This window comes from Thalassoglobus neptunius (genome assembly GCF_007859735.1).
Classification (GTDB): Bacteria; Planctomycetota; Planctomycetia; order Planctomycetales; family Planctomycetaceae; genus Thalassoglobus; species Thalassoglobus neptunius.
In genome coordinates this window covers 97,478-111,308 of the sequence record NZ_SIHI01000002.1, presented here as the reverse complement: position 1 = coordinate 111,308, position 13,831 = coordinate 97,478, and the positions used below count along the sequence as shown (strand labels likewise).

At 52.9% G+C, this 13,831-nt stretch carries 15 protein-coding genes; 10 read left to right on the top strand and 5 right to left on the bottom strand.

Features of this window, described 5'->3' with window-relative positions:
* Window positions 1-59 precede the first annotated feature (59 nt).
* From KOR42_RS12495 to KOR42_RS12480, 4 genes are all read left to right on the top strand, one after another.
* On the top strand, window positions 60-731 hold the full coding sequence (locus KOR42_RS12495) for an ABC transporter ATP-binding protein (protein ID WP_146510160.1): 672 nt from the start codon (window positions 60-62) through the stop codon (window positions 729-731).
* Complete coding sequence (locus KOR42_RS12490) at window positions 728-2,089, top strand: ABC transporter permease (protein ID WP_146510159.1); 1,362 nt, start codon at window positions 728-730, stop codon at window positions 2,087-2,089. Before KOR42_RS12495 ends, KOR42_RS12490 begins: the two co-directional genes overlap by 4 nt.
* Before the next feature lie 139 nt (window positions 2,090-2,228).
* Window positions 2,229-3,083, top strand: coding sequence for an alpha/beta hydrolase (locus KOR42_RS12485; protein WP_197441123.1), 855 nt, complete (start codon window positions 2,229-2,231; stop codon window positions 3,081-3,083).
* Window positions 3,080-4,033: a phytoene/squalene synthase family protein gene (locus KOR42_RS12480; RefSeq protein WP_146510158.1), complete on the top strand. Its 954-nt coding sequence runs from the start codon at window positions 3,080-3,082 to the stop codon at window positions 4,031-4,033. Before KOR42_RS12485 ends, KOR42_RS12480 begins: the two co-directional genes overlap by 4 nt.
* On the opposite strand, the gene KOR42_RS12475 is transcribed toward KOR42_RS12480, so the two are convergent.
* The 3 genes from KOR42_RS12475 to KOR42_RS12465 all read right to left on the bottom strand — a co-directional run bounded on the left by KOR42_RS12475 (window position 3,981) and on the right by KOR42_RS12465 (window position 7,890).
* On the bottom strand, window positions 3,981-5,333 hold the full coding sequence (locus KOR42_RS12475; RefSeq protein ID WP_146510157.1) for a sulfatase family protein: 1,353 nt from the start codon (window positions 5,331-5,333) through the stop codon (window positions 3,981-3,983). The genes KOR42_RS12480 and KOR42_RS12475 overlap by 53 nt on opposite strands.
* A gap of 131 nt (window positions 5,334-5,464) precedes the next feature.
* A complete protein-coding gene (locus KOR42_RS12470) occupies window positions 5,465-6,337 on the bottom strand; it encodes a hypothetical protein (RefSeq protein ID WP_146510156.1) in 873 nt (290 codons plus the stop codon).
* Window positions 6,338-6,510: 173 nt separating this feature from the next.
* On the bottom strand, window positions 6,511-7,890 hold the full coding sequence (locus KOR42_RS12465; protein ID WP_146510155.1) for a reverse transcriptase family protein: 1,380 nt from the start codon (window positions 7,888-7,890) through the stop codon (window positions 6,511-6,513).
* Window positions 7,891-8,357: 467 nt separating this feature from the next.
* On the opposite strand from KOR42_RS12465, the gene KOR42_RS12460 reads away from it, so the two are divergent.
* Entirely contained in the window at window positions 8,358-8,936 is a 579-nt protein-coding gene (locus tag KOR42_RS12460; protein WP_231740897.1) for an RNA polymerase sigma factor, read from the top strand.
* A gap of 69 nt (window positions 8,937-9,005) precedes the next feature.
* Here the strand turns inward: KOR42_RS12460 and KOR42_RS12455 are convergent, their stop codons facing one another.
* Window positions 9,006-9,926: an aminotransferase class IV gene (locus KOR42_RS12455; RefSeq protein ID WP_146510154.1), complete on the bottom strand. Its 921-nt coding sequence runs from the start codon at window positions 9,924-9,926 to the stop codon at window positions 9,006-9,008.
* Window positions 9,927-10,123: 197 nt separating this feature from the next.
* Here KOR42_RS12455 and KOR42_RS12450 point away from each other — a divergent pair, with 197 nt between their 5' ends.
* From KOR42_RS12450 to KOR42_RS27655, 5 genes are all read left to right on the top strand, one after another.
* Window positions 10,124-10,642 (top strand): hypothetical protein, encoded by a 519-nt coding sequence (locus KOR42_RS12450; RefSeq protein WP_146510153.1) that lies wholly within the window; start codon window positions 10,124-10,126, stop codon window positions 10,640-10,642.
* Between the two features lie 83 nt (window positions 10,643-10,725).
* On the top strand, window positions 10,726-11,067 hold the full coding sequence (gene yidD, locus KOR42_RS12445; RefSeq protein ID WP_146510152.1) for a membrane protein insertion efficiency factor YidD: 342 nt from the start codon (window positions 10,726-10,728) through the stop codon (window positions 11,065-11,067).
* Window positions 11,068-11,484: 417 nt separating this feature from the next.
* Window positions 11,485-12,150, top strand: a complete 666-nt coding sequence (locus KOR42_RS12440) for a coiled-coil domain-containing protein (RefSeq protein WP_146510151.1) — start codon at window positions 11,485-11,487, stop codon at window positions 12,148-12,150.
* A 55-nt stretch (window positions 12,151-12,205) separates the two neighbouring features.
* Window positions 12,206-13,078 carry a hypothetical protein gene (locus KOR42_RS12435; protein ID WP_146510150.1) on the top strand — a complete coding sequence of 291 codons (873 nt, stop codon included), beginning with the start codon at window positions 12,206-12,208 and terminating at the stop codon, window positions 13,076-13,078.
* A 238-nt stretch (window positions 13,079-13,316) separates the two neighbouring features.
* On the top strand, window positions 13,317-13,442 hold the full coding sequence (locus KOR42_RS27655) for a hypothetical protein (RefSeq protein ID WP_261342051.1): 126 nt from the start codon (window positions 13,317-13,319) through the stop codon (window positions 13,440-13,442).
* An 89-nt stretch (window positions 13,443-13,531) separates the two neighbouring features.
* On the opposite strand, the gene KOR42_RS12430 is transcribed toward KOR42_RS27655, so the two are convergent.
* Entirely contained in the window at window positions 13,532-13,831 is a 300-nt protein-coding gene (locus tag KOR42_RS12430) for a MazG nucleotide pyrophosphohydrolase domain-containing protein (protein ID WP_231740896.1), read from the bottom strand.

The window sequence follows — 13,831 nt, the reverse complement described above, 5'->3', positions numbered from 1 at the left end:
AGAATCATTATCAATCGTCACATGAAACCTGGCTCACGCAATAAGGAAGACTGGATCTCATGTCGCTGGAAATCGTGAATTTGAAGAAGAGCTATCGTGAACCGGGAGGCGGCTCGCTTCCGGTGATCAACGTTCCTCATTTCCAACTGACAGAGGGTGAACAGGTTGCGCTCGTCGGTCGCAGTGGAGGAGGCAAAACGACACTGCTGAATATTATTTCGGGAATTACGCGACCGGATTCCGGAGCGGTCATTGTCGGCGGCGTCAATATTACAGAGCTCTCCGAACCGGCTCGGGATCGGTTTCGAGCCGAGCGGATCGGAATTGTTTTCCAAACATTTCACTTACTGCCAGCGTTCTCTGCACTGGAAAATGTGTTGCTCGGGATGGCTTTCGCAGGCAAGCAGAGTCGGGCTCATGCTGTTGAGTTGATGGAACGCGTTGGCCTGAAAGATCGGATGCATCACCGACCCATGCAGCTATCAGTGGGAGAACAGCAACGCGTTTCGGTCGCCCGTGCATTGGCGAGTCGGCCGCGACTGGTGTTGGCAGACGAGCCGACCGCGAGCGTGGACGTCGCCAATCAGAAATTGATCCTGCAGCTCATTCGTGAAACTTGCGAGGAAAAGAAAGTCACGTTGATGTTAGTCACTCACTCCGAAGAGGTGTCGAGCCAGTTCGATCGAATCGAACAACTCAGCAATTTCAATCAGATTGAGGTGACCGCATGAATCTCATCACTATCGCACTGAAAAGTCTGAAACAGCGTTGGGTTCCGTCTTTCCTCACAGCCCTCAGTGTTGCACTCGGTGTCGCACTGATGGTGGCGGTGTTGATCCTCAACAATGTTATCACGGAAATGTTTCAGGAATCCGGAAGCGGATACGATCTGGTCGTTGGCCCCAAAGGCAGCGATCTGCAACTCGTGTTGAGCACGATTTATCGCATGGATCGTCCGATTGAGAATCTCCCGTGGAGATTTTACGAAGAACTCAAGGATTACAAAACGGTTGAACATGCAATTCCAATGAATCTGGGTGACACGACAGAAGTTGGGGATTTCCCAATTGTCGGGACGACTCCTCAGTTTCTGTTGCTGGAATATGCTCCGGGGAAGAAGTTCCGAATTGGAAATGAAGAACACGGTCTGCGGGGAACATGGGATGCTGTGATCGGCTCACAAGTCGCCCAACGCAATGGTTGGTCTGCTGGATCGAAGTTCAAGATGATTCATGCTGGCCAGGACGATCATGTTCATGATGAAGAGTTCACCGTCCGAGGTGTTCTGGCTCCAACGGGAACTCCCAATGATCGGACCGTCTTCGTTCATATTGATGGATTCTTCCAGATGTCGGATCACAGCAAACCGGTCCGCGAAGCCATCGAACGCGAAGCGAAGTTCTTCGGAGAGACGGAAGAAGAAGTCATCCAACGGCACAAAGATGACATCGATGAAATTTTGAAACACGAAAACGAATCAGCCGAAGAACATGCCCATCATGATCACGGTCCGCTCCCTGATATTCAGAAAGAGGTGACGAGCATTCTGCTGGTCATGAAGGGGAATGAGTTGCAGCGAGCGAATGCCACGATGTCGATGCAAACGATGTTGAAGGATGGTTTTCAGGCTCAGGGTGCAAACACGGTCCAGGTCATGGCGCGGTTAATGCGCAACCTCGTCGGAAACATCCGCCTCGCGCTTCTCTATCTGACCGCACTGATCATCATCGTTTCGGGAATCGGGATCTTTGTGAGTATCTACAACTCGATGTCGGATCGACGCCGGGAAATCGCTGTCATGCGAGCACTGGGTGCTCGTCGGCAAACGGTCTTCTCGTTGATTCTCGTCGAGTCCCTTCTGCTATGCCTCATTGGAGGGATTGGTGGACTGCTTCTCGGTCACGCGATCGTATTTGTCGCAGCTCCCATCATCGAAGCCCGAAGCGGATTATTGATCGATCCGCGTGCGTTCACGACAACAGAATTCATTGTGATCCCGGTATTGATTGTCATGGCGACACTGATCGGAATTCTGCCGGGACTGACCGCATATCGAACTGATGTTGCTGAAGGTCTTCAAAACTCCTGACAAGGATCGGAGCGACCTGAATTGGAATGAATGCGACATCTGTGGCGGCAGATCGTCGATTGCCTTCCAAGGGTTGCTCCGGGGACATATGATCCCATTTTGTTCTTTGAGAAAACTGCAAATTCGAGCGGCATCAATCATGAAGCATCGACTCTCACTTCTCGCGATCGTCATGACTCTCAATAGTGTCATTTGGGCTCAGGAATCGGAGACGGTTCAGAAGCCGGAGCCTGACCGCCAACAGGTTTACAAGACGATCGATGATGTTGAGTTGTCACTTCATATTTTTGAACCTGCTCCATCAGATGAACCGCGGCCTGCCATCGTCTTCTTCTTTGGCGGGGGATGGAATGGCGGTTCTCCATCACAGTTTTATTCACAATGCCGTCATCTGGCTGATCAGGGAGTGGTCGCCATGGCAGCGGATTACCGAGTGAAGAGTCGAAATCAAACGACACCCTTTCATTGTGTCCAAGACGGGAAATCGGCGATGCGATGGGTGCGGTCACACGCTGAAGAATTGAACATTGATCCCGACCGAATCGCCGCTGGTGGCGGGTCTGCCGGGGGGCATGTCGCTGCGGCTGTGGCCACTGTTCCGGAACTGAATGAGCCCGGCGAAGAGACATCGGTCAGCTGCGTTCCCAACGCACTGGTTCTGTTCAATCCCGTTTACGACAACGGCCCGGACGGTTACGGATACGAACGCGTCAAAGACCGCTATCTCGAGATTTCGCCTCTGCACAACATCCGAACAGGCATGCCGCCAGCGATTGTTTTTCTCGGGACCAAAGACAAGCTGATTCCTGTTTCGACTGCGAAAGCGTTTCAGAAAGCCATGCAGGATGTTGGAAGTCGGAGTGAGCTGATGCTCTTCGAAGGGGAACCGCACGGATTCTTCAATCTCGGACGCGGAAACGATGAAAACTATGAGAAGACGGTCGCAGGGATGGACGAGTTCCTCACGTCTCTCGGCTTCATTGAAGCGGAGTGAATCCCGCTCACCGTAAAGAATTGCTATTCAGTTTGACATCGACACAACTTGAAACAGCCTATCGGCACTGTGAACGTCTGGCCCGCAACAGCGGAAGCAATTTCTACTGCGCGTTTCTCTCATTGCCGCGACCAATGTTTCGAGAGATGTGCGTGCTTTACTCATTCATGCGCGTCACCGACAACATCGGTGACGACGAAGATCTTGAGTTAAGTCTCCGCCGACAGAAGTTGCTGGAATGGAGGACACAGGTTCACGAGGCCTTCGACACTGGCACTTCGAGTGAACCCATTCTTCTCGCTCTCAGAGATGTCGCAGCCCGAAAAGAGATTCCTCTTGAGCGGTTTCTCGATGTCATTGACGGAGTCGAGTCTGATCTTGTTCCGCGACGTTTTCAGACGTTCGACCAACTGGAACACTATTGCTATCAGGTCGCTGGGGCGGTCGGGCTGTGTTGTATCGGAATCTGGGGATACTCCGGTCAAGATGCCGAACAGTTCGCCATCGACTGCGGGACGGCGTTTCAGCTCACCAATATTCTTCGAGATCTTTCCGAAGACTCGGAACGCGGACGCCTCTATCTTCCGCTGGAAGACCTGGAGCAGTTCAACTATTCCCCCGACGATTTGGCCGACCAGCGGCAGAGTCCATCTTTTAAGCAACTGATGGAATTCGAAGTCGAGCGAGCGTGGAGCTATTACCGCAAGGCGCTCCCGCTTCTGGAATGTGTTTCCCCGGACGGTCGACGGATTCTGCGGGGATTCTTCGGGACCTACAGCGAGTTGCTGCACGAGATCGAACACCGCAACTACGACGTTTTCTCCGGACGAGTTCGGTTGAGCCGTTGGAAAAAATGGTCGGTTGCGATGCGATCTCTTCTCAGCCTGCCGGTGAAGTTTACGATCCCTGAGTTGCCGCAGCCCGCGAATTCACTTTCCACCAGCGATTGATGCGGCGGCGAAGACGCTTGACCAGTTCGGGATTGTCTTTGGCCAGATTGTGCTCTTCGTGTGGGTCATCAGCGAGGTTGAAAAGTTCGGTCTTCCCGTCTTCTTCGACCGGCTTGTGTGGGACGATCAGCTTCCAGTCCCCTTCGATAATCCATCGATAACGAAGGCTGGCGACCGGGTCTGTCATGTCGCGAATGTCATGTTCGAAGATCTCTCCGAAGATCACGTCACGTGCTTCAACGGCCTTTTCGTCAAGCAGGTTGATCCCGTCGAATGACTCAGGAACATCGATTCCCACAGCTGCGAGAACAGTCGGAACGAGATCGATCGAGCTGGCGAGGTGAGTGGTGTCCATCTTCGGAGTGACTTTGCCATTCCAGCGAACCATGATCGGTGTTCGGACTCCGCCTTCGTACTGTGACCGTTTTGAGCGAGGAGCGTAAGCGCTTCGTTCGGTTTGGTTGATCCAGCCGTTGTCGGTGACGTAAAGCACAATCGTGTTGTCAGCGACGTTTTTCTCTTCGAGGTGATTCAGGAGTTCGCCGCATGTTTCGTCGAACCATTCACACATCGCCCAATACTTGGCGACTGGAAGATGAGGCGTTTTGTCCTTGTACTTGTCAAGAAGTCGCTTCGGCGGATTGTGTGGAGTGTGCGGCAGGAACGGAGCGTAATAGACAAAGAATGGAGAGTCGTTTTCGACGGATTCGTCGATGTAATTCAGAACAGGCTCCATGCCGTCGCGGCCAATCTTCAGGCCGAGGTCGCCATGACGTCCCCCTTTGGTCCGGTCTCCGTGGGTCATCCCCTGTGTGAATCCGCCTCGCGAGAAGTGACCTTCCCACCATTTTCCGGACTGGTGAGATGTGTAGCCAAGGTTTTCGTGAAGGTAATCCGCGAGTGTGGTTTCGTCGTCAATATGTTCGATGTACTGATTGCGAATCGGCAAATAGCGAGGATCCGAAGTGATTGTTCGCTTTGGCTTGCCAACCAGATCCGACGGGGGAGGAGGATCGTTCCCGACGATTCCGTGCTGGTGCGGGTAACGTCCAGTCACGATTGTTACCAGCGACGGTCGGCACAAGCTGTCAGGCACATAGCCGCGAGTAAACGTCAATGACTCTTCGGCCAGTTTGTCCAAATTCGGTGTTTGAATGGCTTCATGGCCCATGAAGCCATAGTCTCCCCACGCCTGATCGTCAGAAATCAGCAGAACGACATTCGGCGGGGCGGACCATGTTTGAACAGGGAACGCGAAGAGGAGAAGGGACAATAAAGCAAGGAAGCGAGGTACTGGCATGTGCAGTTCCTAGGAATAGGGAGAGTTGGAGGGTAATTGATGCATCAACGATCCCTTCAGCATAGTTGAGGCGTCAGTTCAATCCAACAGTTCGGCGAGGCAGAGCATCCGCAACTAGACGGAATTCCTCGTCACGAAAGGTCTTCGTCTTCGACCTCGGGAAGAATCCTCGCAGGTTGTTCTTCGACTGCCACAATCCAGAAGATGAGAACAGTCAGAACAGCGCCGACATCCGCCGCTCGAACAAGTGTCGAGGGATACCCGTCGATCCCGAATGCAATAGTATAGCTGAATGCTGTCGCCAAGCCCCAGAGGGCAGCCCACAGAGCCACAAGTCGATTCCTCGAACTCAACAGCGCAACAGCAATCGCGACATCGACTGCTCCAACGATCGCCAACAAGTTCTGGGCCTGATCACTCGAAAGGTCTCTGCCTAAGAAGTTCTGAGACGTCAGGGTGATCAGTTCGACAAGGTTTCCGCCCCGCTGGAATTCGTACAGAGCGAGAAGTCCCTGTCCGATGAAAGTCGCTGCAATCGCGAAGCGGAGTAAACCGATCGACGACAGGCAGACCGCCAGTCCCGGTTTGACTTTCGGAGGCCAGAAGTCCACAAGTAACAGCGCAGTCGGCAATGTATACCGAACAGCCTGGCTGGCGGGTTCGAGAGCCGAAACAGCGCTGCTTCCCATGACAACGGCAGCGACGGCCATTCCGATTTGCCACCCAGCGAGGGGAAGGAGGATCAGCCAGATCGGTCGAATGAGAATCAGCAACCCGCTGACGATGAGAACGTAAGCTGTGATGTCGTTGACCTGTTGAACACGATCGACATCCCAGTCTTTAGCCTGAGCGAGGAGGTCAGTCAGAACATAATCCGCGTGATGATGAATTCTTTGGGCAGCGTACCCCCAGCATTGCAGGGCCAACGTCACTCGCAACGTTGCTTGCACGAGTCGAACGCCCCGTGGCGACGGAGTTTCGAAGGGGTTATCACTGACAGACATGCTGTGACCGCGAGTCCTTTCCGATCATCTGGCCCGAACGACGAACCATTCAATCACGCTGCGACCGACGTCTCGTCTCCACAATCTTGATCGCGATTGCAGTCGCTGAGGCCGAAAAAAGGCTGTCGTGATTCTGTTACAAGTCGTTCACACAGACCCCGGTCAGCCAATCCTTATGTCCAGCCGATTTGGCTGTACATTCGCATTAATTTCGCTCCCCGCCGCGGGTTTAACTGGGAAATGTGTGCAATCCGGCCTCGCAAATGTTCTGCGAAGTTCGCGATCTCTGCTCGGTTCTGCGATTGTGGTCCGTGCTTGATGCAATTGTACAAAATCGCTTTGAGTTGATCGAACTCTTTCCGGGAGACATTCGTCTTCTCGTTGACGACGACTCCTGTCACGATTTGGCGTTGAGAATTACGGATCACTTTCAGCTTGCGGCGATTCATCGTGAATCGCTCTTCACGGATGATCTTCTTTGCCAGCGGAATGAATTCGTTCAACGCGGGGATTGAAAGGCCAGGGCCGGAAAATGTCAGGTCGTCTGCGTACCGCGTGTATCGAATCCGGTAAGCGTTCGCCATTCCAGCGAGTCGAATGTCGAGGCCATATGCCGAAAGATTCGCGAGTGCGGGTGAAGTCGGAGCCCCTTGCGGCAAATGATGAGCGGTGTAAACCACGTATTCATGAGCGGAAACGGGCGATTTGAGACTCCACGGAAGCGCCGAGACGCTCAGGCGTGCCAGCCAGAGACTCACTTCCCGACTGAACCCGAGGCTTCGGTAAATTGCGACGACTCGTGAGTATCTGACGGTTGGGTAGAAGTCCTCAAGATCCATTTTGAGGATGAATTTGCTTCCGGAATGCGGAGTGGCATTTGAAACAATTGACCGTCCCGGCACAAAACCATGTGCGGCGGAGTGGGCGGGCACGGAGTCGAGAATGCCGCGAAGAATCTTTGTCTGGACGTCTTTGAGTTTCGACTTGGGAGCTTCAATGAGTCTCCACCCTTCGGAACGCTTGGCGATCCAACGGTAATGGTAGTGGCTGTCACGTTCATCAGAGGGACGATGCCCTTCGCGAAAACGGTGTGTCAGCCATGCGAGGGTGCCAGTCGTCACGCCGAGCCAGTCGGCGAGATCGTCCGGTGTTTTGAGACGCGGGAGTCCATAGTACTCAAGCCAGCGCTCGTCACTGTCACGGCTTAAGTCAAGAAATTCACCCGTTCTGGGGGCAGGAACCGCGAAACGATAGGGCTTCTCGGAAACAATCTCGCGATCGGGAGGTATCGGAACGGTACTTGGAACATAGTCCAATGGCCGCAGGTGGACGTCCGGTCGAGGAACCGTACTGTTGGGGCGCGGTTCCGCCTTCCGTTTCTCGGCCGGCTCCGAAACTTCTGAATCCGAAACATCTGAAGACGGAGACTCAGCGGCGGAAGACTCGGTAACCGGGGCTTCGGCAAGTGGCGCGTCAGCAACGGTTTGTGAGCCTTGACTGGATTCCGCGCGACCGAACCCGAAGATTTTCCGGAGGAAATCGAACCATCCCATGCTTCAATTCAATCCTGCGTGCGGCCGATTCGGATTCTGTGAGTGATCCTTCGAAGACGTATCGAAACGATCAGGTTCTCTGGAGAAGAAAGATGGTCTGTTGGCCGCACAACGCATCCTGTGGCGAAGGTTCTGAACGCAAACTTGCTTGGCGTTGAGAACCTTCATCCATCGAATCGGGAACAACACTTCTCCCGCGGGGTAACCCCGCAGTGTCCAACGGACAAGGCTTGTGCGACCATCAGACCATCTAAGTTGTTTGGGATTATGGTGAGACGAGTTAGAGTGCGTCAACACCGGAGTCAACGTGGACGAATATAGATACGGGAAGTTTTCCGACTCACCTTGATGATCGTAGTGGACAAAATGTCGCTGTTGTCGTTTTTCAGGTCGACGCGTAGAATGGTCGATAAGGGATTCTGCGGGGCAGACGGAGCCAACTATTTTCCCCAACTGGGATCAAACAGGTGCCTTTCATTGAAACAGATCGTCAGATCCTGACTCGGTGTCTCGAACGGGAAGCGGGTGCGTGGGAGGAATTTGTTGATCGTTTTCTGGGAACGTTCGTGCATGTCATCTCGAATACCGCACACGCCAGAAGTGTTCGGTTGTCTCAAGATGACATCGACGATTTGTGCTCTGAAATCTTTCTGACGCTCCTCAAAAACGAATTCGCTGTTCTGCGACACTTTCGCGGAAAATCCTCGCTGGCATCGTATCTCGTCGTCGTCGCTCGACGAATCGTCGTCAATTCGCTGGTGAAACGGAAACAGCTGGAAGCAATGGGCCATGTGAATGCTCATCAGTCTTCTCTCGATCAGGGTGGAGCGGATCATGTCCAGCGACTTTCGGATTCCGAAGAAGTCCGCGTTTTGATCTCTCAGCTCCCATCTTCGGAAGCGAGGATTGTCAGGCTCTACCACATCGACGGGAAAACGTACCGCGAAATCAGCAACGAGCTGGGAATCCCCGAGAACTCCGTTGGGCCGACACTTCATCGGGCGCGCGAACGGATGAAACAGCTCAAAGTGGCCAGCGACTCCTGAGAAAGAGTCCGCTCGCGGAATTTAGACAAAGCCACGGTCTGTGACTTTCTGCTTTCCCGATTGTTGCTGTCATTCATCGGTCGAAGTGCACTGTGAAACGAAATCGAGCCCAATTTGTTGGCTCCATTCCTCTTGAAGTCTTCGAGTCACTGGTCCCGGAGTCGATGAAAAACAGTGCTGCGAATTGACAGCCCGGACCGGGACGAGGCAATACGTTGACGAGGTTAGAAAGGCCTCTTCGACGTTCATTAAGTCAGACGGGCTGAGTTCTTCGAATGAGAACTTCAATCCCAGGCGGTCGCAAAGCTCAACGACTACATGCTGACTGATGCCATTCAGCGTCTTTTCTCTGGGAGGACTTTTCAGCTGATTGTCCCGCACGATAAACAGATTCCCGCTGCTGGTCTCGGTCAAATGTCCGTCGAGATTGAGGAGCAATGCCATCGCGTGCGGATCGACTTTTCGTGCTGCCTGATCGGCGAGCATCCAGTGCAGGCGGCTTCGCATCTTAATGCGAGGATCAAGACATTCGACCGGAATCTGCCGACGCTCAGGAATCACTAAGTGAACACCATCGCGATGCCAACGCGACCACTTTTGGAGTGGGAGAGGCGCCGAGTAAACGCAAACGGTCGGATGGGTTTCCGCAATGATCCCGTTTGCATCTCCCATGGCCTGACCGGCAGTCACAAAGACGACAATCGTTAAATCGGACTCTTTCGGAATGAAGCCTGTATTCGTTTCGGCGATGTGGTGAATGACATCGCTAAGGGAAGAAAGGGTTTCGGAAATGGGAAATTCTGCGAGCCGCAGCGACTCCTGCATTCGGAGAAGGTGTTCCGAGACGAGATAGGGGACGTGCCGGACAGTCCGCAGGCGTTCGGTGATCGTCGCTCCCTGCATGACTCCCAAGTCATAGATGGGAAGCTTGGCATCTTCGAACGGAATGACTTCTCCGTCGAGATAGCAGATCGGGGTTTGTCCTTGCATTGGCGAACGAGGGTGAGATACTTAATCGAGTGAGAAATATGGTCCGGTCAGTGTACTCAATTCACCCGTTGATCGGCGATGAGTTCCCAAGAGTAACGAGTTCCAAAGAGTAAACAGGGAACTGCAACACGCTCTCGGCCTGCAGTGTGGCTTCGGGACAGGTCGTGAATTGATTTTTATAAGAATGGTGAGATTGAATGACAGTCGCGCTTGTCCGCTTTGGAGCGGTTCCTGAAGTCGCCCGGGCGGGAATTCCGGATTCTCTGGCTGTGTCGAGAGGGGATGTCGTCGTTCTGCGAACTCATCGAGGCGAGGAAATCGGAACGGCCCTCGAATTCGTTCGACCACCTGTTGAGCCGAATCAGGAGTCTCCCGATCCAGAATTCGAAGTCGTCCGATTGGCGACCGATATTGATCGGAGCACGCAAGTTGAGTCGCAACGACAACTGGAGCAAGAGTTTGCGGCGTGGCATCAGCGGATCAGCGACTGGGGACTGGATCTTCAACTGATCGAAATGGAACGAACTCTCGATAACGAAATACTGATTTTGTACGTCTTAAATGAGCGGGGGCCCGAGTGCACGAAGCTCGCTCTTCAAGCTGCCGCCGCAGGGCTGGGGATCATTGAAGTTCAGCCAGTTGGAGCCGATGGCCCGGTGGCATTACCTGCACCATCCGGGGGCGGAGGCGGGTGCGGTTCCTGCGGAGCTCATTAGAACGTCTTACGCAACAATTTCGTGAAAGCTGCCAGATTCGTTGGCCATGGAGTCACGAATCTCATTCAAGGTAACACTGCTCGATGAATTCTCAATCGTCAACAGGTGATCCCGTTTCGGGAAGTCCGGTCGCCGAATTTGATGATCGCGATGTCGAGAAACCGATCGCAGCTGGCAAGAGTCTGTGGACCCGTTGTCGCGAGGCACTTTCCTGGAGTGCGTCTCTCGTCCTCATTCTGATGGTCAAACTCTATCAGGTGACGCTTGGCCCTTTTCTTGGGGGGCGGTGTCGGTTTTATCCCTCTTGCAGCAATTTCTTTATTGAAGCAGTTCGAAAACACGGGCCGATCAAAGGGGCATTGAAGGGATTGTATCGATTGTGTCGGTGCCATCCATTTTGTGAAGGCGGATACGACCCCCCTTAACTGATGGCATGAATTGCTCGTATAATCGGTACAGTCGCTGTCAGAAGCGTCGAAGAAGATTCACTCTGTGAAACTCAGTGACTTCTGTCTCCACATTTGTCAGCGAATGCCGAAACTGAAACAACTGGCAGAAGATATGTTGAACTGAAAGTTCGTGTTTTGAATTCGATATGAACTCGTGAGAATTTTCCCTTGCGAGTGGACTGTCGAATCAAGAGACTTGTATTTGAGTTTCAGACAGCACTTCCTTTGTCGATCATGTCCATACAAATTGCCGACACGCGGTTTGAAGAGACCACGGACGATTGAGATTTCTTCTTCTCCTCTTCTTTCCATGCTCGAATTTTCGGTTCCTGATGTTCCGAGAATGATCGAGGATGATTCGCGTCAGTCTCTCAACGTTGGATTCACTCCAGAATGACCTCGTTCAGCAAAATCCTTGCAGCTTTTGTGACAGTCGCCAGTCTGGGATTTGTCGGATTTGCCATTGCAGCAACATTCGGCGGACCGGACTGGTCGGGTGTGATGTCCGAAAAATACTTCAACGCCTACGAGATCACGCGTTCGCCAAGTGCAGACCGTGCCTGGCAGGCTGTTCGCGGAAGTGATCAGGGGCAAGTGGCCAGCTCGAAGGTGTTGCCAGAAGTCCTGACCAAAATCATGGACGAGGTTTATCAGAAGCAGCAGCAGGAGTTGCAGAACCTTCAACAGCGAGAACCGGCTCTCCGCGACAAAATCGCTGCACTGAAAAAACTGAACGAAATGGATGACGCAGCTTTGACCGCTTATGTGGATCAACTGCGAGCTCGACTGACAGCGATCAACAACGAATTCGACGAGCTGTCGAATAAAGTGACCGGAATGTCTGTCGAATCGAGCAAACTGGAAACTCAAGTTCAGGCCCGACGCGATGACGTGGTTCGGCTTGGGCAGCAGGTCAGGGAAGTTGAAGCGGACATGTTCCGCCTGCGGGAAGTCCTCGGACAGCTCCGAGATACCGATTATCAGTTGCAGGAGCAGCTTGATCGGGCGAAAGAACGTCAAAAACTATTGGAAGAATACAATCCCGCTCCGGTCAACTAATTCGGCCAGAGTTTGGTGTCAGTGAAGCTTTCCACGATCACGTTGGAGTTCGTTCATGTCATACGTCGGTAAAATCCTTGTCGTTGTGCAAGTGGTTCTCAGCATCCTTTTTATGGCCTTTGCCGGTGCTGTCTATTCAATGCATCAGAACTGGAAGGGACAGTATGAAGCGGTTCAGTCTGAACTCGCTCTGCAGCGTCAGTCGACTCAGGATGCTCAGGGACAGCTGACCATCGCCAAAACCGAGTTAGAAACGCAGCTGACAGCTGCGGAAGAACGGGCTGGCCGCCTGGCTGCACAACAGCAGGCGATGGAAATGCAGATCAAGAATCTGACGGAAGAAAGTAACCGTCGTGAAGCGTTGAGAGCGGAACAGACTGGCCTCGCGGAAGCGAAAGCTGCGGAAGCACGATTTCGCCAGCAGGAAGCAGAGAAGCAACGCATCGAAAACGAAAAACTCCGCGTCGCACTCGATAAGTCCGTCGCTGACAATCGTGATCTGCGAGACGAAAAATTCACTCTCGAAACCAATCTCGCTGAGTTGAAGACCAACTACAATCGACAGCTGGAAAAAGTTGGCTATCTGGAACGAGTGGTCGCAGCGAACGGACTGGAAACGGATCCCGACGTTGTTGAAAAGCTGAAGCTTCCCCCACCACCGGTTGAAGGACTCGTCCGAGAAGTTCGGAAGAATCGTGCCAATCGAGTGCAGTACGTCTCAATGTCAATCGGATCAGACGATGGCCTCATCGTCGGGCATGAACTGGATGTCGTTCGGTTGAAATCAGACGAAGCAAATTCCGAATGGCTCGGCCGCGTTCGAGTCGTCGATGTTGCTCCGGACAGTGCAGTGGGTGAAGTCGTTCTCCCTGCGAAGTACGGGATTATTCAGAAAGGCGACAACGTCACATCTCGCCTCGGAACTTAGAGCGTTTTCTGATTTTGTATGCACGATCTCGCACGAGCAAGCACAGCCTTTTTAACTTATGAAACAGTGCAAGCGAGTGCACAGGAAAGAGCAACTTGCTCTAGTCTGCCAAGACTGAGTGATCATTGAAGTATTCGGGGACGGTTTTCAGTTCCCTTTTGACAAACCCGCAACGTGACAGACATTCTCAGCATCTCAGCGAGAGCGACTCACTGAGAGTCAGACAGGGAGAGAAACTATGGCGAAAGAAGATCCCGCACCAGATATCTATGTCGGCCTGCTGTTTGTGGCAGTCGCCTCGCTCATTACGGGATGTATTTTCCTCGTGCTTGAGCTCAACAGCTACGGCTGGCAGTTCAATTAATCGAGCAGGGGCCTCCTGCGATTGAACTCACGGCGATTTCAAAAACGTCCGGAGCGAATATGAACTTCGCTGCGGACGTTTTCTGTTCATCACGGTTTCTCTTCAATCCCGCAAGCACAAACCATCTCTCCGCAGCCCGGGCAGCCGTTTCCATACTTTTCACGAACAGCTTTCTGCAGGTCGATGTTGCCGACATTGGCAATCGTTGCGAGCCAGGCCAGCACGTCGGCAAACTCACGGGCGATCTCTTCTTGCGTTCCTTCACGGAGCGCTCCGGCCAGTTCTCCGACTTCCTCCATCAACCACATGAATGTTCCGTCAATTCCTCGTTGTTCATCTTTCGATGAATACATCACCTCAATGAGGTCTTGAAGTTCACGGAGAGTCAT

Bases quoted from the DNA above. Each gene is read 5' to 3' on its own strand.
- KOR42_RS12435 (WP_146510150.1), top strand. From the start codon at position 12,206: ATGTCATACGTCGGTAAAATCCTTGTCGTTGTGCAAGTGGTTCTCAGC.
- KOR42_RS12465 (WP_146510155.1), bottom strand. From the start codon at position 7,890: ATGGGATGGTTCGATTTCCTCCGGAAAATCTTCGGGTTCGGTCGCGCG.
- KOR42_RS12440 (WP_146510151.1), top strand. From the start codon at position 11,485: ATGACCTCGTTCAGCAAAATCCTTGCAGCTTTTGTGACAGTCGCCAGT.
- KOR42_RS12475 (WP_146510157.1), bottom strand. From the start codon at position 5,333: ATGCCAGTACCTCGCTTCCTTGCTTTATTGTCCCTTCTCCTCTTCGCG.
- KOR42_RS12495 (WP_146510160.1), top strand. From the start codon at position 60: ATGTCGCTGGAAATCGTGAATTTGAAGAAGAGCTATCGTGAACCGGGA.
- KOR42_RS12430 (WP_231740896.1), bottom strand. From the start codon at position 13,831: ATGACTCTCCGTGAACTTCAAGACCTCATTGAGGTGATGTATTCATCG.
- KOR42_RS12450 (WP_146510153.1), top strand. From the start codon at position 10,124: ATGACAGTCGCGCTTGTCCGCTTTGGAGCGGTTCCTGAAGTCGCCCGG.
- KOR42_RS12455 (WP_146510154.1), bottom strand. From the start codon at position 9,926: ATGCAAGGACAAACCCCGATCTGCTATCTCGACGGAGAAGTCATTCCG.
- KOR42_RS12485 (WP_197441123.1), top strand. From the start codon at position 2,229: ATGAAGCATCGACTCTCACTTCTCGCGATCGTCATGACTCTCAATAGT.
- KOR42_RS27655 (WP_261342051.1), top strand. From the start codon at position 13,317: ATGGCGAAAGAAGATCCCGCACCAGATATCTATGTCGGCCTGCTGTTT.
- KOR42_RS12470 (WP_146510156.1), bottom strand. From the start codon at position 6,337: ATGTCTGTCAGTGATAACCCCTTCGAAACTCCGTCGCCACGGGGCGTT.
- yidD (WP_146510152.1), top strand. From the start codon at position 10,726: ATGAATTCTCAATCGTCAACAGGTGATCCCGTTTCGGGAAGTCCGGTC.
- KOR42_RS12490 (WP_146510159.1), top strand. From the start codon at position 728: ATGAATCTCATCACTATCGCACTGAAAAGTCTGAAACAGCGTTGGGTT.